Origin of the sequence: Sulfuricurvum sp. (assembly GCF_028713855.1) — a bacterium.
In the GTDB taxonomy this organism is placed as follows: Bacteria; Campylobacterota; Campylobacteria; order Campylobacterales; family Sulfurimonadaceae; genus Sulfuricurvum.
Window position 1 is genome coordinate 35,839 of record NZ_JAQTNN010000011.1, and the last position, 20,923, is coordinate 56,761.

A 20,923-nucleotide genomic window follows, 5' to 3' on the forward strand; every position below is an offset into this window, starting at 1 on the left:
TTTTTATATTTCCCTTAATTTATTCAACACCCTGACCATTGCCAGTGTATCGAGTTCGCAGTATTCAAGGAGAGCACGACGGATGCGCTCCTGTTCCTGTGGTTCCATCGTTGCTAGCTTGGCATAAGCATTCATCGCTTCGCCTCCGTTTTGCACACCGTCAAGCTCTTTATAGGCGTGTGCCATCTCGGGGACGAGGGCAGGGAGGACGTATTTGATCGAGTAGCTTCCGTTCATGGATGGGGTGACGTAGTAGCCTTTTTGAAACGGTATCATCAGATCATGGATATTGGGGATGATACTTTTGAGGCGTTCGCTGAGATCGGGGAAGCTAAGGGCGAGTTTTTCGATCACCCCTTTCTCAAAGCTCATGTTATATGCCAGTACCGTAACGTTATTAGGGATGTCATGGATCAGCTGTTGCGCCAATGCGTAGCGCGGATCGTTCCCTGCGGGTGCTAGAAACTCACGATGTTCCAGCTCTCCGTTCGCGTGTTCAATATGGAGCGAATACTGAAACGGTATTTGCTGATAGGGGCTGATACCTGACCACTGCGGAACCGCTTGCTGAAACGTCTCGAAATCGAGGTGGTAGATCGGATAGGTGAGGGTGGAGAGAAACTCATTGATCGCGTCACGGTCGATGTAGGTGCGCTGGCTTTTCCAGTTATCGACTTTTTGCCGTTGGATGGCGGTCATTTTGTAGCTGTCGAGAATCTCCTCGATCCGAACGATCCCCTGATTGTACAGTTCGACCTGATTTTTGCTCCCGAGGTTAAAGATATTAAAAACGGAGTAATCGGGGATGCTCCGCTGTACTTTCCAGCAGTAGTGCATCGCGTCACACTCATAAGGGTTCTTGCAGTGCTTGCCGATCTCTATGGCGGGTTCGTTGTCTCGGTCTGATAGATGGGCTTCAAACTCGGAGAGTTTGGCAGGGACACTGCCCATCAGGGCATCGACCGCTTCGCTCACATCGGCGATAGTAAAGAGGGCGTTTAGATCGAGTTCATTGCCCCGTATATACGAGGTGTCGGTATGGACGACATAGCAGCTGGTGACGATATGCCCGAGGCTCTCAATAACGTAGCGCTGTATCGAGACATCGTGCAGATAGATGTCCTTGACCTCCGAGGAGCTTTTGACCTCGTATATCTCTACACCATCGGGAGTAACGCGGAGGACATCGACTATCACGACGATCCCCTCCTGGATAAATGTAGCCTCGTAGATGTACTCTAACCCCTCATTCATCCACTCCCGTGTCAGCTCCGCCATCCCTGCGAAGTTCTTCTCCATATAGGGGATTTCACGTCCGTTCGGAAATAGGGCACATGCCAGATCACCGACGATGTTTCCCGTCTCGAATCGTGCGAGTGCGGTGGCATCGGGAGGACTTAACACCTCAGAGCTGTATTTTTTCAGCCAGAGGGATTTGGAGAGGGTCATTAAGGTAATCCAAGCATATTTAACTCACAAGGAGAAAAGATTACAAAATCATTTCTGCCATAAACAACTTGTGATATGACTATAGATTCAACAAAAAGTTTTTTTAAGGGTTCAAATTTATACAAAAGCTGCGGACTTCTAATATGAAATATTATACTTTTAACATCATTGATATTTTTTATCATACATTCATCTAAATCATCCCTCATTGATATGCGTAGAAGCTCTTGATTTACAAAAGCATTATTTCCACTTCCAGTTCTATCACTTATTCCTATTTTCAAAAATCTTTCATCGTATTTTTTATACTCAATAATTGGAGTATCTATTATTAGCATCAAATCACTTATTACTTTTGCGATTTCATTATTTTCATATGGTAGTTTCCTCATGCCATTCCATATAATATTAGAGAATTTTTCAAACTTCTGAATAAGCTCATTGTTATTTTCTTTATCATCTATAGAAAAATTTATTGTTTTTTTTCTTATGCTTTGATTCCCATTTAGTAGCTCTATAATTTTTTTATTTACGATGATTTTATTTTCATGAATATTTTTAAAAGAATCTATTTTGCAAACAATTTTTTCTTTTGTATATACATCATTGAATTTTTCAATTGTTCTGTTTTTCCATTGTTCTAAATCTTCTTGACTCCACTGATAATCAAGTAGCTTTTCTTCATTTACAAATTCCTTGATATAGAGTTCATTATCTGAATTAAAGACCTCAAAATTCACTCCGGTATCTTTTAATTTCTCGACTATACAATGCATATTATCTAAATTTTTTTTTGTTTTTTCATTTAAAAAGAAACCATCCAGCCTCTCCTCCAGAGCACTTTTTGCTTTTGGATATATGTATGATTCGTCAAATAATTTACTATCATTTTCTGTGACTTTAAAAACTATTCTATGTAAAGAGTGAAAAAAATCAAGATTAATTAGAGGTTGATACATAAACTTACCTGCTTGAGATTCTAGTCTCCAAAGATTATCTACCTCAATTTCTAAAAGCTTTGGATAAGAAGGTATTTCAGGGTAATACTTTTCCATCATTTCAATAGCATCTTTAAATTGTTGAACATTTAAACAATAAATACAACTGTATTCATAGCTTTTATGATCAATATTATCAGAAGCAAAGTAAGCGGCAACCTTCGGATTGGTTGAGAAGTCTAAAAAAAACGTTTTAAGCCCATAATGTTGTGCAATAGATTCAATATAGTCAAAGTCGTCTGAAATATTATTTGCATATATCCAATTATCAAATCTTCTTAACTGCTCTTCTGATTTATTGAATTCTTCACGGCTAGACTGTCGTGCGGCGCTAGGAATTAGGGGCCATAATCCAGTCTGCCCCCTGAACCAATCATATTTACCTGATGATTTGTAATGTCCAGCTAGTTCTAAAGCCTTTTCTAAATTATCAACAACAATATCTTTATATTTTAAATCTTTCACGTATTCATTTATATACACATCCACATCAATATTTTCTGTAATGATGTCTTTTGTAGAAGTTGACATATATGTTTAGCCCTTTAAGTTATCTATAGTTTCATTGCTAGGTTTTCTTTTTTTGAAATCAGGCTCAATTTCAGTAATTTTGTCAAGCACAAATGTATTTTCCGCAATTAGCCTTGTAAGAATAACATCGACCATAATAGTTTGATTTGGATTCAAAAAGCTTTCCAAGGTAAGCCCATCCATACGAAATTCTGCTGGAGCATAATGACTAAATCCTTCATCCGGTCGTGCAACGATTCGGATACCGAGCTTAGAGTCTTTGATGTTTTTTATTTTGTCGTAATTGATGTAAAAAACCAGATTACCACTCAAGCTATTTTTTTGCTTATCTATGAAAAAACCTTTAGGAAGTTTCCCCGGTTCGTAGTTATCGCCTGCTAAAAGTAGCATATCAAAATCATGAACAGGATTACCGTAGTTATCTTGGATATTGAAAACAAACATAATGTATCTACTGCTCTTTTGTACATTTTCTGTTCTTTGTCTCATGGCTGAAACAGTTTCATCATATGATGCTTGGCTATTAACTTTTAATGCTTGAAAAATAGATGGAACTACAGGCTTAATCGCTCTACTTTTTTTGACACTTCCCATAATCCCAAATCTATCACCCGAGTGGCTTGCACTAGGGATGACTTCAAAAGCACATTTCGGCGAAGTTAAGATGGCATTATCCCATTCGAGCGGAAATGCTTTGATCGTCGTACCGTCAATACGTGCATCGAGTTCTTCAGCTTGGCAATTTTGAACCAACTTGATGAGTTGATAATTTAAATTAGCGCCTGTAAGACGTACTACCCCATCACTTCCTTCTTCAACAAGATAGGGATTAAGAAAATCATAAAAATGATCATCGATTTTTTCACCGCTCAAGACGAAAGGATAAAAGGTATTTTCTCCATAAGAGTAGTTTATCCATGAGTGATTTAGATTCCATTGGTCTGCACTACCGAGTTGTAGCCAGTTCAGAACCCCCGTCCCTGGTTCTACATCATCCCACCAGGCTTTGATCCGACCAAGTCGGCTTTTGCCTAAAATTGCTAATGACGAACCATGATTAGCAGGAGCAAGCATAACAAGATGACTCAATGGACAAGTTGGAAGGTCAGTTTTGAAAAAAAGATCAATCCAAAGTCGTATGACGGGTCCACCTGTAGAGTGGGTTATACAAGCAAATCGTTCATTGCCAATTTTATCTACTCTCGCTTTTTCAAACGCACGTGCAATATCATCGAGAATTACTTCATCATGAAAACTGATGTACTCACCGAGATAGATATTTTCTATCTCGATTTCTAAGCCATTAGAGATCGCTTCTCTTTGCAAAACTTCAGGTAATTCACCGTAGGTTGATGTGGAGGTTACACTCCAGCCATGGACAAATATGAGTTTCATCTGTTGCGTCCTTAATGAAATTTTGTAACTGTTTTTCTTGGAATATTTAATACAGACAGCATTTCATTTTCAGCAAAATTGATCATAAATTCATATGCTTCATCTTCATCTGGAGATGGGAACAAGTAATCGAAATCAACTTCAGTTTCATAATTATTTGGGCAAAGTCTAAATGCACAAACTAACGACTCTGCTAATCTATTTTGATGGTCACTATGAGCTGCATGAAAAAACTTTGCACTTTGTCTTTGTGGCCTTAGAGCTTTTAACCCTATTTCTTCTAATTCAACACAATCTTGTAAAGAACTTGAAGTGGAATTTAATACATTTTGAAATACAAAAACTGTAGGCCACTTACTTTTATTTTTATTCCATTCATTTGTATCCATTTTTGTATAAGTAGCTTTATCATTTTCCATTTTAAATCTATTAGTAGCAAACCAAACTGCAACATCTAAGTTTGTGGTAACATCTAAACCATGTGTAGGTAGGCCATAATGTTGAGCTAAAGCCATAACTGCATAGTCCAATTTAAGATGAAAAGATTTCTTTAATTCTTCTAATTTCTTAAAAATATTCTTTTTAATTTTTTTATTGTCATAGTCTTTAAACACTATTTCATGTTCTAAAAAGTATTTTAATATAAAATGAAGATGGTCATAATTATAATTTGTCCTACTAGCAGATGTTATTAATGAGGGTTCTTTTGATTCTGAATTTCCAAATAAATTTTTTTGAACACGATCCTCTCTTTGTAGTTCATAAAATGATGTTTGTCCTCTAAAGAATATACCACTTTCACTTCTTTTAGGTATTTTAGAGATTAATGCTTTCATTAAATCAATACTATTAACATCAATAATAGGCATACAATAATGCTTACATCTTAGAAGTTCATAATCTTTATCTTTTAAACTGCCATAAAAGTCTGCATAGTGGTCTCTCATTACATTATTTTCACCATAAATAGCATATTCTTTATCTAGTTCTAATCCACTAAAAATAGAACGATAATATTTATCCATGATAAAACCAGGGTGTTTTATGTCTTCTTTTTCTTTGTTAAAAACACAGTTGTATAAATCTGCAGGTTTATTTGCCGTATTTATTTCATCGATAGGGATTGAGCCCAATACATTTTGAGATTTAGGTAAAGCTAGCAAACTAACCGCCAATGTTGCCGGAATTGCAATTATTCCACTTTTATCTAATTCTTTTGTTTCATTGTCACTATAATTGATTTTTTTTGCATATTCTATATTCTTTTCAGAATTATAAATTTGATATTTTGTAGCATATTTAGCTAAATATTCAAAATTATCACTTCCACCAAGAAAGGCACCTAAAGAGGCAAAAGCACTATGTATTTCAGTTGGTAAATTTTTATTATATTCAGACAGAATAGAAAAAGATTCATTATTTGTTTTTTGAATAATTTCTTTCTTTCTTTCTTTCTTTCTTTCTTTCTTCAAGTAATACTTTGAAATTCTTAGTTAAACTTACTAGCTGTTGAATAAAAGAACTATATGCCAAAGGCCATAGACTTGACTCTTCCCAAACAAGATTATTTCCATCCATTTGCAAAGTATAAAGATTTTTTTCTGAATACATTTTATGTATATTATTATTTTTAATGAATAACTCTGATTTTAGGAGCAAGATATACATTATATCTGGAACATCATATTGCTTTAAAATTCCTCTTAAGGCAGAAATTAATAATTTTTCATCATCTTTTATTGGAATTGCTATATATGATTTAGTTTCACTAAATCTTTCTAATGTTTTCTTAAGTCTTTGAAAATCAATAGCTAAAAAAGGTACACTCAACTCAGTGAAAATTGATAAAATTAATTTTTCTTTATCAATATTAGACTTTTGCATATTGATAGCCAGCTTTTTTTATATATTGATCAAAATATTTTCCTTTTGAATCCGCATATATGAGTCCTTCAAAAACACTTTTATCAACTCCAAAATATTGGTAAGTACCGCTCTTTTTAAACTCTATAATTAATCTATTTTGACTTTCATCAAATCCGACTGCAAGCAAATTGCTTGACTCTACATATATCATTTCCATGGTTACTTCCTTTGAATTGGCTTTTGTGTTCTCATTGAGGTTACAACTTGTTTGTATTGCTCATCATCATGGATAAACTCTTTTGACCATGCCTTAGCTAATTCAGGATCATTGCTACTTGGTCTAGGTTCTACAAGTGGGATACGTACACGAGAGGGGACTTTGATAGCTTCACCAACAATTACGGCTTCTCCAATTCTTAGAGAGGGCAGAAGATCAATTAAGCTGGTCATATTATTTGGTGCAGAAGAACTTACTGTACTCTTGTCTGCACTATTCGTCAATCGAAGCGCGATATAAGTGCCGACTTGAGCAAGGATCGTATGGGATATTTCAGAGGGGCGTTGAGTTACTACCATCGACCCTATCCCAAATTTCCGACCTTCTTTATATATTTTTTCTACTGCTTTTCGGGCATATCCGAAAACTCCTCGGTTCTCACTGCTGTTTGGCAAATAGGAGTGGGCTTCTTCATACACCATAAGAAGCGGTCTATTTCTACCTGTATACTCTTCATATCGTCCCCAATACATTCCGTCAAACAAAAATCGTGAAATCACCCCTACCGTTAGATCAATCAGCTCAAACGGAACACCACTTAAATCCAATATGGTTAAAGGCTTGTCATGAGCAATCCATGAGCGTAATAGGTGATCGAGGTCATAGTTTTCAAAATCCTCGTATATTCCGGGTGAAAACATGAAATTAAATCTTGAATCTTTTAATTTTGAGAGAATTTTTTTCTCATGTATATTCATCAATTCGTGTTTTGATTTATATGGTTCGGAAGTCGTCATGGAATAATCAACAAATTTTGGATATTTTAAGTCATCTACACTACCTTCATCAATTATATCTGCCTCATTTTCTTTGGTTTGCTCATTTAGTGGAGATTTTTTATATGTTGCCACTATCTCTCGTGCCAAGTCATACCAAAGTTCTTTTATACTAAAGGGGATTGGAGAATCAGCAGTTATAAATTCCTCATTAATTTTTCCCGCAGGCAATTTGTCTGCTGTTAAATATTTTCGAGCTGTTATCTCTTCTCGCAATCGTTTATCGCTTGGGGATTCCTGTCCAGGTTGACGACCCACCAAAAACATTGCAAGTTCATCAAAATTCATTAGCCAAAAAGGCAACACAAGCGGATTGTCAGTATCGTTGATTCTTAGAACTTTTGCCTCGGTAGGAAAAGCATCTTTATATTCACCATGTATGTCTATAAGAATTACTCTGGAACCTTGATTACTATTAACGATTGATTTGAGTATATGAGCTGTAGTGTTAGATTTACCACTCCCAGTTGATCCTAAAATCGCACTGTGACGTAAAATTAATTTATCAAGATCAAGGTAGATGGGTAATCGTTCGGATGATGAGTGTGTACCGATTTCAACTAATCCAATCTCAGATGAATTACCGTAAATGCTTAATAAATCATTCTCTGTCACGAGGTGGACTTCGTCATTTATCGTTGGGTAGAAGCCGACACCTTTTTGAAAATCATCATCTCCTTGTTTTTCTCCGATTAGTTGCACAGATAAATATCTCGAACTTTTTTTACCGTTTTCGCTATTTTGATCATTAGATGCGGTATTACTGACTGAAGAGACAATACCAAAGAGAGTTAATGCACCTAGCGGGAATTTTACAAACGTTCCGATTTGCCCGATTCTATAAAGTTTCCCTTCGACGATAGGTGCGGCAGACGGAATATCATCAGAAATTTTTACTTCTACCGAACTACTGTTGACATTAATAACTTGACCTAAGAAAGTAACATCGCTCTTCATGATTCGGTTCCTGTTTCTCCTGAAAGAGGATTTGGAACACTTTGTTCAACAGCTTTTTCTATCTCAGTTTCCATTTGAGTTTTTCTACCACTTATTTCTAAGAGAAAATTTACAAGCTGACTAAAGTCTCCAAGTGTGAAAACTTTTTCTTCACCTCGATTTGCCCAATAAGTAGAAGAAAATGTTTCATCCCTTTCATCCCAATCCCCTAATACACCACCAATAACGGCACTTTTTGGACCATACAGAGCTAAATTCGGTATACGTTCTGCAAAGCCACTGATCTTTTTGAAATTTTCATCATCGTATATGAAAGTAAGTGCATGTAAGCGGTTGTTTTGACGCAACGCGTTAAATATGATTTCGTTAATATGTTCATCGGCAAAAGAGTATCCGCTAATGATAAAGAGTGCTTCACCGTTTTTGAGATAGGCGCGTAACCGATCCATGTATGTTAAAAAAGGCTGTTTTCTTGAAGATTCATATTTGTCTTTTGAAGGATAGATGACGAGTTCATCAAGTGATTCACTCGGTTTCTGCGCACCTAGTCGAACAACACGGGAATGTTGTTTTTCTTTTTTCCAGTACCAGCCCAATGATCCATGAAGTTTCCATAAACGTGTCCAATTATGCGGGAGCTTATTTTCATGATCAATATTTTCTACACTTTCGGTATGAAAGAATGGTTCATAAGCTCCGATGAATCCATCAAAGAACGGTATCTGTAATGACTCCATCGATTTCTCTAAAATCAAATCATAGTTTAATGTGAAAACTTCTCGATTATATCCTTGCCCGCTCCAGTTATACCAAGCGATGAACTTTTGCATAGCTTTTAAACCATCAAGCTGTCCAGTAATCTCATCTTCTTTTGATGAAAGGATTTCATGAATCGTTTTACATATATTTTGATCCAAGCTAATAGCCAATTTTCCATCTATATCAAGATGAGAAACGCCTTCTTTTTCGTACGTAATTTGACGAATCATCCGTATATAGTTCAAAAGCTCTTCAATAGTTGCCTTATCCCCATTTTGTGAATGACTTTTGATATGTTCAAATAAAGCAATTAGTTTATCTTTGCCCTCTACTTTAATTTGAGTGAGAACATTAGTAGTCAGTTCCATTATTCCGGGTAATCCCATTGACATCGAAGTACCTGCACCAAAGAAACAGCCAATTTTTTTTGTATGACTGAGTTGTTCTCTCAACTCCCTGGCTCTTGATTTAACTGAATGCATTATTTCTCCTAAAAATCATAGTTCTATCACTCTCTCAAACATCTCCTTAATCTCCGTTTCATGAGAAATCAAAAAGATTTGCCGATACGATTCGCTGATCGTGTGAAACGCTTCCATGATCTGGATGCGCCGTTCCTCGTCTTGGGAGCCGAACACCTCGTCAAATGCCAAAAACCCGATATTGCCGCCGCCACTGAGTTCCCCCAGCGTTTTTGAGATGGCAATGCGCAGTACGAGATTGGCGAGATCGATCTCTCCGCCGCTGAACCGTTCGATGGGGTAGCGTTCACCGTTGTCGTAGATGTAGAAGTCGAATTCGGGAGAGACCTCGATGTGCTGATAGCGTCCACGGGTGATTCTGCTGTACATATCACTGGCGACTTCGCCGATGCGGGGGGCGACGCGAGCGTTGATATGGGTTTTGAACTCAGACATGACCGCTTTGAGCTTCTCGTAGTCGGCTTGGTCATTTTCACGGGTTTTCAGAGAAGCGCGCTGTGCCTCGTCCCGCTTGATCTCTTTGTCGATCGCTTCGATGTCGCGGCGGATGTTGGTTTGCTCCAACAGTACGGTATTCAGTTCCACCCCTTTGGCATCTTTGGCGATTTCAGAGAGTTTCGCGTGGGTGATCGCTTCGTTATGGGTTTCCGCTTTGTACGTATCAGCGGCGATTAGTGCTTGGGTAGCGGCGATAAAGGCAACATCGGTTTTGATCTGCATTTGGAGCGCTTGAAGGGCTTCGGTTTTGGACGGGATCGTAGCGATAAGCGCTTCGAGTTTGATGAGGGCTTCCACCTGCGGTTTGAGAGCTTGATACTGCTCTTTGAGGGCATTGTGGCTGTTTTCATCGTAGGTGATGCTTCCGAGTTCCGCAAGGGCGGCTTTGTTACTCATCCCACGCGTTTCGACCTCACGGAAGAGTTCCTGTGCTTTGAGGAGATCTTTGGATTTACTCTGGAGTAGGGCGATTTGTGTTTGAACTGCATTGCATTTGAGCTGTGCTTCGTCGGTGATCTTTTGGGCAGAGGCTTTTTGCTCGTTCAGGGCGTTAAGGCGGAGTTGTAGGGCATCGATCTGCTTTTGGTAGACCTCATTGATCTCAGTGTGCAAAGAGGTGAGGACACTGTCATACTGCTCCATCAATGGACGGGTACAGGTAGGGCAGGAGGATTCGCGTCCCAGATCGGTGATTGTCTCGACCTGCTTGGTTATTTTGGCGATGTTGGAGCGGTTGGAACCGATCTCAGAGGTGAGGGCGGTGAGGGCGGTATCGAGTTTGAGGAGGGCGGTTTTATGCTCGGAGAGAGCGGTTTGCTCTGCGGTGAGTTGTTTTTGGAGATTCTCCAGCGGAATGATTGCTTTGGTGAGCTGTGCCACTTCCTCTTTACGCGCTGCGTACCCTTTGCGTAACTCCTCTTGCTCTTTCTCCAATCCGACCTTTTGGAGGAATTTTGTTTTTAGCTCGTCTTGGGCTTTTAACGATAGCTCCAATGTGGCGAGTTGCACTTTGAGAGGAAGTTGCGCTGTGTAATGGCTTTGGTGGGCGTTGAGGGTTTTTAGCTCAGTTTCGAGTTCACCCAGCTGTTTTTGATGGAGGGCAAGAGTTTGTTGAGCTTTTTCGAGTGCGTCCAGTTTCTTTTGCCGCTCCTCTTTTCCCTTTTGATGGGTCTCTACGAGAGCTTTGGCGGCTTCGTAGGCGGTTTTTAGCTTTAGGGATTCCTCGGTGAGGGTTTTGAGGGTTGCTTCGAGGGTTTGGGAGAGGGCGGTTTTAGTGCTTAGATCGTCGCGGTGTTGTTTGAGAATGTCGTCAGTGAGGAGAAACCCTGATGCGTTTTTGATGTCGCGGTTGAGTCCTGTTAGCTCCTCGCGAATCATTGCTTCGATCTTGTCGATCTTCTCCAGCCCCAGTAATCGGCGCATCATTGCCTTGCGCTCGTCGTTTTTCATCGAGCTGAGTGCCGTGAGCTCCTTTTGGGAAGCGAATACCGTATGTAAAAATGCCTCTTTCCCCATACCGAGTAGTTTGGTGACCGATGCAGTGACCTCTTTGGCTCCCGTGGCGATAGACTCATCCCCCTCTTTGAGGGTTGCAAAGGCGGTGAGGGCTTTACCCCGAAACTCACGGATAGAGGTGTAGCTTTTCCCCTCGATCTCAAAGTTCAGCTCGACTTTGACCCCTCCTGTGCTTCCTGCGGTGGGGATCAGTTCTTTAGAGCCTTTATAGTCGCCGTAGAGTGCGAAAAATACCCCATCAAAGATCGTCGATTTTCCCCGCCCATTACGTCCGAGGATACCGCACAATCCGCTCTCAAAAGTGATCTCATACGAGGCGTAGCGTTTGAAGTTCTGGAGGCGAAGTGATTCAAGCGTCATTATTGACCTCGTCATAGCGTGCAAAGAGTGTTGCTACTTTGGAGTTTAGACGTGCGTACTCTTCGGGTGTAGAACTCTGCTCTTCCAAGAATGCACCGAAATACTCCTGCAACGAGGCGGCGTTCACGCTCTCCGTCGCGGCAGAGGCTTCACTGCGTCGAAACTTGCGCTGGATTTGGACGTTTAGAGCCGTAGGGAAACACGCTTCGATATCGCGGTTGGCAATGTCGATGGATTGGGTGGCACTTAGGTTCTCTAAGGTGATAGAGAGGAGGGCGCCATTAACGTCCAGAGATGAGCTAAGAGAGCGTAATTCGTCGAAAATATCCGCTGATGTTTGTGCATCGACACGGAGGCGGTGGCTGGGACGGAGGGTGATAGGGTGAAACGTCACATCAAGACTCTCGCCCAACGTAACAAGGGCGTATCCTTTGTCGTTACGGGCATCGCCGCTACTGGTTCGCTCACTCGATCCGGCATAGTAGACGTTAGAGTGTTTGCCGACACTTCCGAATCCGTGCCAGTGACCGAGGGCAACGTAATCCATTCTCTCAAACAAAGCCTCTTTCTCACGCGGATACACCCTCTCACCGTACTCCTCCATCATAAACTGCGCCCCGACGGAGCAGTGGAGCATCATGATATTGCGCTTATCCTCATCTAACGACGCTTCACACTCCTCAATCGCCGCGAGATTGGATGTTTCATCGTTGATATGGGGGATACAGTGGAAGTTGATATTATCAAATATCACTTTCTCGTAACGCTCTTCGAATACGGGATAGATATGATCGAGGGTGCGCAGTGCGGCGAGGATCGGGGAAGCGGAGCGAGTACGAGGGGTCGAGTGGTTCCCCGCAATGATGATCGTCGGAATCTGAGCGACGCTGAGCCGTTTGAGCTGAGTGAGACAAAAACTGATGGCACGGTTGGAGGGGTGAGGGCGGTGAAAGAGGTCGCCGGTGTGGATGACATAATCGGGTTTGGTTTCGAGTATCGCATCGATCACCTGCGTAAAGGCATCGTAAAAATCGGCTTCACGTTGGTTGATACCGAATTCATTGACGATCTCAAGATCGTTAAACCCCAAATGGGTGTCAGAGAAATGGAGTATCCTCAACGCGTGCCTTTATCGAAAAATAATAATTGTTAATAGATTAATATCTCTTCGCTTAAAATAACCCTTTATGTTTATAAAAAGTGTACAATAACTAAAAATTATCATGGATTTATTGATGCTCGATCCTATTGCAATTTATAGTACAGTTTTTTCGAATGCTTGGCCAATCTTTCTTTTGATCATTGTTATTCTCTTTTTCAAAAGCCCATTTATGAAAGGGAAAATAGGGGAGGGGATTGTCAACTTTACCAACTTAGCTACATTAGATGAGAATATCTACACTCCCGTTAAAAACGTAACCTTGACCCTAAAGGACGGTTCGACCACCCAGATCGATCATATCCTCGTCTCAAAACATGGTATCTTTGTCATCGAGACCAAAAACATGAAAGGGTGGATTTTCGGAGGAGAGCATCAAAAAGAGTGGACGCAGCAAAATTTCAAACAAAAACACAAATTTCAGAACCCTCTCCACCAAAACTACCGTCACACCAAAGCACTCGAAGAAGTCCTTGGGCTTCCTTCATCAGCGTTTATTTCGGTAATCGCATTTGTAGGTGACTGTAAATTTAAAACCGAAATGCCTTCAAATGTCTTTCGGGGGATCTCGTATACAAGCTACATCCGATCATTTACCCAAGAAAAACTCGATCCTCTTCAAATACGGCAAGCTCTCAATAAGTTACAGAATAAACGTTTAGAGCAAAGCTTTCAAACAGATCGAAGTCATATCAGTAATCTCAAAGAGCGATTCGATAAGCCTGTAGATTCAGATAACTGTCCCAAATGCGGAGGCTCTATGGTGCTACGTCAGAATCGTAATAACGGCAATTCCTTTTATGGATGCAGTAACTACCCTAAATGCAGACATACGGTACCGATTGCATGAGTATCGCCGAACTCACCCAAAAACGACTCAGCCATGTCGAATCGTGCCGACTTAACGGCGATAACTCCCATCGCATCATTGCTAACCTCTACTCTGACAGCACACACTTTTTCTACGAACTACTGCAAAACGCTCAAGACGCCGAAGCGACCTCTGTATCATTTGAACTCCACGACGATAGATTGGAAACCTCCCATAATGGCAGAGCCTTTAGTTTTTCGGATGTGGAATCGATTACGACAATTGGAAGCTCAACGAAATCGAATGAGCCAAATAAGATAGGAAAATTCGGAGCCGGTTTCAAATCGGTGTTCTCCATTACCGACACACCTCATATTTACAGCGGAACCTACAACTTCAAGATCAGTGATTACATCATCCCTGAAACGATCGATCCTTTGGAAGACCAAAGTGATGAGCACACTAGTGTCATCCTACCGTTTGATAGAGCAGAGATTAATGCTAAAACGCTCTACAACTCTATCGCAAAGCGTCTTCGCTCCATCGGCAAAGACGAGCTTATTTTTCTTAGCAACTTATCTCGTATCGATTGGAAAATCGGTGATGAAGCGGGATATGTTCAAAAAGGAACCGATGAAGCATCTGAAACACGTTCCCTTGTCACCCTAGAGACACACAACAAGTCGGAACGGTTCGAACTCTATCGTCGCAGCTTCACGATTGAAAACAAACTGCTGGAATGTAAAATCGCATTTGCGTTAAATACAGAGGATCGGTACGTCTCGATCGGAACCAATCCTCTCTATGTATTTTTCCCAACAGTTGTACCCACGAACTTGCAGTTTCTCGTTCATGCACCCTATAAGACAACTCCGAACCGTGAAACAATTAACTTCTCGGATCCTCAGAATCAAACCATCACCGACAACATCGTTGAACTCTATAAGAGCGTTTTGATCGACATGGCTGAACGGAAGGCATTGGATGTTGAGACTATGGAACTTTTCCCTCTCTCCTCTCAAAACGGCGAACTTTCTCAAAAATTGTTTGAAGCATCTGTTTTACTTTTTAAAACTCATCCGTTGATTCCGACACGAGAGGGTGGATACGCGTTACCCTCATCACTTTTTTCCTTGAACGGCGAACTCGATCATACGTTTTTCTATGAATCACAGATACATACCCTATTTGATAAAACAGCATGGATAGATGAAGGCTTCTATCAACCGATACATCTCGTAGTTAAACGTTTTTTGAACAGCTACTTGGGTGTTATGGAATACAAACTAAACGACATCCTTCATGGTATCACTGAAGACTTCTTGGTTGCTCAGAGCAATGAATGGATGGGAACGTTATACAGTGAATTTGATAAAGCCAAACACTACGTCAACGCTTATTTATTAAATCGACCGTTGGCACGTCTCGAAGATGGAAGTCAAATCCCGTTTAAATCCGAAAGAGGGGATATTCAGGTCTATATCCATCCGGGAGTGTCTACACGTTTTCCGTGCTTGCATCCTGATAGCACAGCATCAACGGGCGCTAAAAGCTTTTTGAACTCCATTGGTGTTAAGACACCCGACATTATCGATGAGATCAAAGAGTTTATCCTTCCGATATTGACCACACTTTCAAAAGATCCGGATTCAACAGAAACCTATCTACAAGGGATGGGAGCACTTTTAGAGATTTACAACGATTCAGAACCATCTAATCGATCACAAATAGTTGAACTCATCAAAAATTCTCCGTGTATTCTCTCGATACATAGAGCAGAGCGAAAATGTGTACGCCCGCATGAAGTTTATCTTCCTACTGCATCATTAAAGCGATGGTTTATGGGAAGTACATCGATTATTATGATGGATGATGAATTGTGGAGTCTACTAAATGCAACCGAACTGGGTATGTCATCGCCTTTCCAAATACGTCCGGTTATTCAAACAATGTCTCCTCATATTGATTCGGCACACAAAGAGCGGTTACGCCATACGCCATCTATCGCTGACAGAGGAGGGGATGATTTTAGCTGGGATGGGCTTGAACATCTATTATCCACACCGATTGATAAAGAACTCAGCCTAATCATCTGGAATTTTTTAATTACCTATTTGGACGAAAAACGAAACATCCTTCGGGGATATTACCGATGGCAGAGTTCGACCAATAATCATGAAAAAGAGTTTGACTCAAAAATATGTGTGCTATTGAAGCAAACTGCATGGCTGTATGATCATGATGGAGATGCATATAAGCCTACCGAACTCAAACCTGATGCCTTGATGGAAGAGTATGGATACGATTCTCTCAGTGTAGACGTAAAAGAGTCATTGGCACTTCTATCATTTAAAACTGATGCCATCGAAGAACTTGAAAAACGGGGATATAAAATTATAACCCCCGATGAAGCAGAAGCATTTGAGGCTTTTCAAAAAGTGCAGCAGCAAGCGATCGAAGAGGATGAGCCCATTCTTTGGAATCCTGCGTCACCAAATATCGGTACATGGGTGAGCGAAGCCGATCCGGATATGGAAACACAAATCGAGCAACCTGAATTCAAACCCAAAAAACCAAGAGACCTACGCAATCAAACTCCACAGAGTTTTTTTGAGGAAGAGGAAGAAGAGCACTATAGACCATTCGTCCCTAAAGCAATCCGAAAACATATCGGAGAGTGGTGTGAGCGGTATGTTTATCGCTATTTGCAAGATTTTTGTGAAGAGAACAAAGACAAAGGGTATTATGTCCGTTGGATGAACGAGGAAAAGAACGTCGGAAGGGGATATGACTTTGTTTTGATGAAAGAGGAGAAGGAACTCCGCTATATCGAAGTCAAAGGACGCTCATCCAATACCAGTGAAATCGAAATATCCAAAACCCAATGGGAATTTGCCAAATTCCTCTTCGACAAAGGGGAAGGGGATAAGTATTCGATCTTCATCGTTCAAAATGCCGGTAAGTCGTATGCTAAATTGATCCCTATAAATAATCCGGTAAAGATGTGGTTGGATGGGAATTTGAGCATATTGAAGATTGAGTTGGCGTTTTAAAATAAATCAAATAAGAGCAAAAAATGATTGATATTATGAATGTAAAAATAAAGAAGATAACTAGTATATTTGTTGGAAGAACTAATGAGTAATATTATTTACAAATTTTTAAATGAAAGTTTTTTACTCCGTAGTGATTATATAGACACTACTTATTCTCAAGTATCCGATAGAGAATTGATGAATGAACTTCAAAAATACCGAGAGTTCTGTATTAAGAATATTCAGAGTATATTGAGCGACATTAATTTATACAAGCATGATATAAAGATTTTTAGTGCAAAGTCACTTATTGACATTCCAAGACTTATGCAAACAGCATTGTACATGGATCAAGTAACGCTACCTGACCCCATTTTTGAACATGGTTATGAGAATTCTCAATTCTCAAATACTTTGGCTGAACTTAACGGTATTACCAATGATACTATCAATAGAATAAGCTTATCAAAATCAGCAAAGTTGTTAAAAAATTTGGCTCCAATGATAGAAGTTGGATATGTGAAACTCTTTCCTGTCAGCTATTTTTTTGAACCACAAAGTGAAATTCCATTGATTGCCTCAACTACGTCTGAGGTTTTGCCTAAAAATATCATGCAGTTGTATGTAGACAATGCGGATATTAAATCTTTCACCAAAGATGGGCAACATATTACTTTTGATAAAACCCTTCGGCTGAGAAGAGATATTACAATAAAGTTTGATCCTGATTTCAATGAATCATTTTTTTACCAACTTTTCGAACAAAATGTTCTTAGCTATGATGAAGCGACACGTATGGCTCAAGTAGCAATGAGCATCCCAAGTCATCCACCTTCAAAAAATAGCTTTGAAGCTTGGGTATCACAGTCCTTATACCAAAGTGCCTTTAATCATTACACTAATTTATTCAAAGAGATTCAATTAGCGAATGCTTTTAAATCGCAATATACAACCCATTCTTCATTCATTGGAAAGCTTTTGAAGCGTTCTGTGGACAAAGAGATTAAATCTTTTACAGCCGAATGTGTATTGAACTTTGATTTGCATTTTTTAAAAAATATAGATATTCAGACACTAATGTCTATACGACAAAATGATGGAGAAGAATTTGCTGTATTTCGACGAGAACTTGAAAAACAATTCAGAGTATTGCGTACAGAACAAAACATAGATATATTGCGCTCTAAAATTGCTGATATAACTCATGAAATGACTGAAGTTCAAGTTGCTGCAATTAATGCAAAAGTTAAAAATTTAAAAAAAGGCGTACTAGCAAATCTTGCTTTAGGAGTTCTAGGGTTAAGTGGAAGCATTGCAACATCAGGTATTTCTTTATTGGCTACTGCTGTAGCCACGGTTAATGGATATAAGACTTATAACGACTATCAACAAAAAATTCGGGAAAACCCTTCGTTTTTTTTATGGAAAATTAATAATGAAACCAATAAATGAATAAAACTAGAAATAATCACTATGTTCCACAATGGTACCAAAAAGGTTTTTTTTGCTGATAGAAAAGAACAGTTGTGCTATCTTAGTTTGGAACCAAAAATTATTTCATTGCCTAATGGTCACAAAGAAGTATATACAAAGAAATGGTATGCACCTTCACAATGTTTCTATCAAAAGGATCTCTATACCACCTTTTTTGGTGAACATATTAATGATGATATTGAACGCATATTATTTGGTCAGATAGACTATATTGGTTTTAAAGCTATTCGCGCTTTTATTCACGGAGATTTCGTCAAACAGCATGATAATTTTGAAAACTTATTTACATATCTTGATTCACAAAAAATTCGTACCCCTAAAGGTCTAGATTGGATACAACAGCATTATCCTAAATTGAGCCAACTTGAACTAATGATTGAAATGCAAGCTATTCAATCTATTCATTACACTTTATGGTCTGAAGGTGTAAGAGAAATTGTATCGGCAAAAGATTCAGAGGTTAAATTCATCATATCAGACCATCCAGTGACAATATATAACTATGCTTGTCCTCCTAATTCTAAGCATTCTAAGTATCCAAATGATCCATCTATCACATTAAAAGCTACACAGACGATTTTTCCATTAGATAAAGATCATGTATTAATATTAACGAATCTTGAATATGCACAAGAACCATTACATGCTGATCCACTTGAACAACGTACATATGCACAGAAAATACGGCAGAGTTTTGTTCGAACTGATGCATTTATTAGATCACGCAACCTCGTTGCAGAAGAAGTAACTAAGATTAATTACATTATAAAAAGCAGAGCAAAGCAGTTTGTGGGAGCTGGTAAAGATGAATGCTTATATCCTGAAAAGGATGTGCAAGATGATTGGGCTGATTTAAGAAGCGTACTCTTGCCGCCTAGAGAACAACTATTTCATTTTGGTGGAGAGATTTTTGCTGGGTTTGAAGATGGTTCGACTCACTATCAAGATGCTTTTGGACGTAGAACACCTGAAAATGAGTATCTCAAGAAAGATGTTGATGAAAATAAAATAAGAAAAAATGATCTTTGTGGTTGTGGAAGTGGAAAAAAATATAAAAATTGTTGCAAAAATATTTCGCATGAAGAAAGAACGACATGGGAAGTTTTAAGTATAAGGGAGCGCAATATCGTCCTTTACAGAGCTCTTTATAGTATTTTAGGGCTAGATAATGGCAAAACATGGGATCATGTAAGGCGAGAATTAAGTAATGAGCAAATAAAAGAGATTTATAGTATTTACGCTTCACTGTGGCCAGTTGAAACTGATATTTATAAATTATTGCCAAAACCTGACAAGAAATTACGTAGCTTATATACTGGATTTATAGATATAAGAACAATTGCTGATGTCGCACTTAGTATGACGCCATATTTTGATGAAATGTTAATTCAGCATCCATTTATAAATCCAAATAATGTTAAACCTGAATTTAGCCCAATTGAGTCTTCTGGTAAATTTAAAGGACAAATGCTCAAAGATATATTATTTCTGTTAAATATTGAACCATTTGTTCTATCTGGAAAAGTAAATCTGATTCCCGATCCATGCAATTTTGATACTGATTTACATCGTCAAATGTTAAATTTAGCAAGGCAGCGTAGCGGTGTGGATATCATCAGTAAGAGAGATAAAGAGATTTCATTTAATCTAAATCAAGAAGATCATTTACGCTCGATAATGACATTGCCTGACCATTTAAAAGATCAACAAATCAAAAACTTATTCCAAGGTATTTCGAATGACAATTTAATAAAAATCAAGCTTGCGCTTAAAAGTGAAGCTGAAATAAATCCACTAGTATTGTTGCAAGATTTTGACTTTGACAATAGCAGTCAATTGTCAATAATTAATATGACACCAAACTATGAGATGTCATTATTTATAGCGCAAGCTACTGGCGCAGTAATAGTTACTGATAGTGAGTCTCGATGGAAAGAATTTCAATATGCACAAAATCGAGAACAAGGTAAAGTCACATATCCATGGGAACAATTAAGCACTGTATTTTCAGAAGTTAAACTTTACACGCAATTAGATGATATTTACGATAATTACTCTAATTCTAAATTTGTAACCATAAGAAAAGTACTTAGAGAGGTTGATCTCATTTTACGAGAAATGTCGGATAACTCCAATAAAATCACTAATTTGAAACATGAATTAATTAATTGTTTTGCAAAGATCAATCATGTATCGGATAGTAAAGCAGTTCATTTTGCTAAGATACAAACAATGATACCAAAAGGTGGATTTGTGGATAAAAATGTGCAAAGATTACTTGTTAAGTCAAGTTGTGAACACTATCGATTTTTTGTAACTACTGTGTTGTATATTGAACTAGTTTAGATATTTTTGAACTATTAACGAAAAACCTTATTTTAGCGTTTTCGTATGCTTATAATTTCCGACAGTGTTTTACGTATAGATTATTGCAGCTTTTTTGGCTTTAAAAGCAGGGTAGGGCAGAGTGTACGAAAAACACTTGTTTAACGTATCATAAAATTTAAGGCCCCACTTCTTGCACGTCATATGTCTTATGAACTTTTCTAGTAATTTCTTGT

The 20,923-nt window shown here is 38.8% G+C and carries 14 protein-coding genes; 4 read left to right on the top strand and 10 right to left on the bottom strand.

Annotated features, from left to right (window positions below; genetic code table 11):
* Window positions 1-3: 3 nt before the first annotated feature.
* The 10 genes from PHI47_RS10615 to PHI47_RS10660 are packed head-to-tail and all read right to left on the bottom strand — an operon-like array spanning window position 4 to window position 12,983.
* Window positions 4-1,449, bottom strand: a complete 1,446-nt coding sequence (locus PHI47_RS10615; RefSeq protein WP_299936963.1) for a DUF2779 domain-containing protein — start codon at window positions 1,447-1,449, stop codon at window positions 4-6.
* The gene (locus PHI47_RS10620) at window positions 1,449-2,978 is read right to left on the bottom strand and encodes an FRG domain-containing protein (RefSeq protein WP_299936966.1); all 1,530 of its coding nucleotides are present in this window, start codon (window positions 2,976-2,978) and stop codon (window positions 1,449-1,451) included. The genes PHI47_RS10615 and PHI47_RS10620 overlap by 1 nt, the downstream gene beginning before the upstream one ends.
* A 6-nt stretch (window positions 2,979-2,984) precedes the next feature.
* Window positions 2,985-4,373 carry a hypothetical protein gene (locus PHI47_RS10625; protein ID WP_299936969.1) on the bottom strand — a complete coding sequence of 463 codons (1,389 nt, stop codon included), beginning with the start codon at window positions 4,371-4,373 and terminating at the stop codon, window positions 2,985-2,987.
* A gap of 11 nt (window positions 4,374-4,384) precedes the next feature.
* Entirely contained in the window at window positions 4,385-5,845 is a 1,461-nt protein-coding gene (locus tag PHI47_RS10630; RefSeq protein WP_299936972.1) for an FRG domain-containing protein, read from the bottom strand.
* Window positions 5,790-6,257 (bottom strand): hypothetical protein, encoded by a 468-nt coding sequence (locus PHI47_RS10635; RefSeq protein WP_299936975.1) that lies wholly within the window; start codon window positions 6,255-6,257, stop codon window positions 5,790-5,792. Before PHI47_RS10635 ends, PHI47_RS10630 begins: the two co-directional genes overlap by 56 nt.
* Window positions 6,244-6,456, bottom strand: a complete 213-nt coding sequence (locus PHI47_RS10640) for a KTSC domain-containing protein (protein WP_299936978.1) — start codon at window positions 6,454-6,456, stop codon at window positions 6,244-6,246. Before PHI47_RS10640 ends, PHI47_RS10635 begins: the two co-directional genes overlap by 14 nt.
* 2 nt (window positions 6,457-6,458) lie before the next feature.
* Window positions 6,459-8,249: a helicase HerA-like domain-containing protein gene (locus PHI47_RS10645; protein WP_299936980.1), complete on the bottom strand. Its 1,791-nt coding sequence runs from the start codon at window positions 8,247-8,249 to the stop codon at window positions 6,459-6,461.
* Entirely contained in the window at window positions 8,246-9,490 is a 1,245-nt protein-coding gene (locus PHI47_RS10650; RefSeq protein ID WP_299936982.1) for an SIR2 family protein, read from the bottom strand. Before PHI47_RS10650 ends, PHI47_RS10645 begins: the two co-directional genes overlap by 4 nt.
* Before the next feature lie 15 nt (window positions 9,491-9,505).
* Window positions 9,506-11,863: an SMC family ATPase gene (locus PHI47_RS10655; protein WP_299936985.1), complete on the bottom strand. Its 2,358-nt coding sequence runs from the start codon at window positions 11,861-11,863 to the stop codon at window positions 9,506-9,508.
* Complete coding sequence (locus PHI47_RS10660) at window positions 11,853-12,983, bottom strand: exonuclease SbcCD subunit D (RefSeq protein WP_299936987.1); 1,131 nt, start codon at window positions 12,981-12,983, stop codon at window positions 11,853-11,855. The genes PHI47_RS10655 and PHI47_RS10660 overlap by 11 nt, the downstream gene beginning before the upstream one ends.
* 103 nt (window positions 12,984-13,086) lie before the next feature.
* On the opposite strand from PHI47_RS10660, the gene PHI47_RS10665 reads away from it, so the two are divergent.
* From PHI47_RS10665 to PHI47_RS10680, 4 genes are all read left to right on the top strand, one after another.
* A complete protein-coding gene (locus tag PHI47_RS10665) occupies window positions 13,087-13,872 on the top strand; it encodes an NERD domain-containing protein (RefSeq protein ID WP_299936990.1) in 786 nt (261 codons plus the stop codon).
* On the top strand, window positions 13,845-16,886 hold the full coding sequence (locus tag PHI47_RS10670; RefSeq protein ID WP_299936992.1) for a DUF3883 domain-containing protein: 3,042 nt from the start codon (window positions 13,845-13,847) through the stop codon (window positions 16,884-16,886). Before PHI47_RS10665 ends, PHI47_RS10670 begins: the two co-directional genes overlap by 28 nt.
* Window positions 16,887-16,970: 84 nt before the next feature.
* Complete coding sequence (locus PHI47_RS10675; protein ID WP_299936994.1) at window positions 16,971-18,320, top strand: hypothetical protein; 1,350 nt, start codon at window positions 16,971-16,973, stop codon at window positions 18,318-18,320.
* A 21-nt stretch (window positions 18,321-18,341) separates the two neighbouring features.
* Entirely contained in the window at window positions 18,342-20,708 is a 2,367-nt protein-coding gene (locus tag PHI47_RS10680) for a DUF4238 domain-containing protein (protein ID WP_299936996.1), read from the top strand.
* The last annotated feature ends 215 nt before the right edge of the window (window positions 20,709-20,923 follow it).

What these genes read in the sequence shown, in the direction of transcription:
- PHI47_RS10620 (WP_299936966.1), bottom strand. Translation starts at nt 2,978, where the DNA reads ATGTCAACTTCTACAAAAGACATCATTACAGAAAATATTGATGTGGAT.
- PHI47_RS10675 (WP_299936994.1), top strand. Translation starts at nt 16,971, where the DNA reads ATGAGTAATATTATTTACAAATTTTTAAATGAAAGTTTTTTACTCCGT.
- PHI47_RS10635 (WP_299936975.1), bottom strand. Translation starts at nt 6,257, where the DNA reads ATGCAAAAGTCTAATATTGATAAAGAAAAATTAATTTTATCAATTTTC.
- PHI47_RS10650 (WP_299936982.1), bottom strand. Translation starts at nt 9,490, where the DNA reads ATGCATTCAGTTAAATCAAGAGCCAGGGAGTTGAGAGAACAACTCAGT.
- PHI47_RS10665 (WP_299936990.1), top strand. Translation starts at nt 13,087, where the DNA reads ATGGATTTATTGATGCTCGATCCTATTGCAATTTATAGTACAGTTTTT.
- PHI47_RS10680 (WP_299936996.1), top strand. Translation starts at nt 18,342, where the DNA reads ATGTTCCACAATGGTACCAAAAAGGTTTTTTTTGCTGATAGAAAAGAA.
- PHI47_RS10670 (WP_299936992.1), top strand. Translation starts at nt 13,845, where the DNA reads ATGCAGACATACGGTACCGATTGCATGAGTATCGCCGAACTCACCCAA.
- PHI47_RS10645 (WP_299936980.1), bottom strand. Translation starts at nt 8,249, where the DNA reads ATGAAGAGCGATGTTACTTTCTTAGGTCAAGTTATTAATGTCAACAGT.
- PHI47_RS10655 (WP_299936985.1), bottom strand. Translation starts at nt 11,863, where the DNA reads ATGACGCTTGAATCACTTCGCCTCCAGAACTTCAAACGCTACGCCTCG.
- PHI47_RS10640 (WP_299936978.1), bottom strand. Translation starts at nt 6,456, where the DNA reads ATGGAAATGATATATGTAGAGTCAAGCAATTTGCTTGCAGTCGGATTT.
- PHI47_RS10625 (WP_299936969.1), bottom strand. Translation starts at nt 4,373, where the DNA reads ATGAAACTCATATTTGTCCATGGCTGGAGTGTAACCTCCACATCAACC.
- PHI47_RS10615 (WP_299936963.1), bottom strand. Translation starts at nt 1,449, where the DNA reads ATGACCCTCTCCAAATCCCTCTGGCTGAAAAAATACAGCTCTGAGGTG.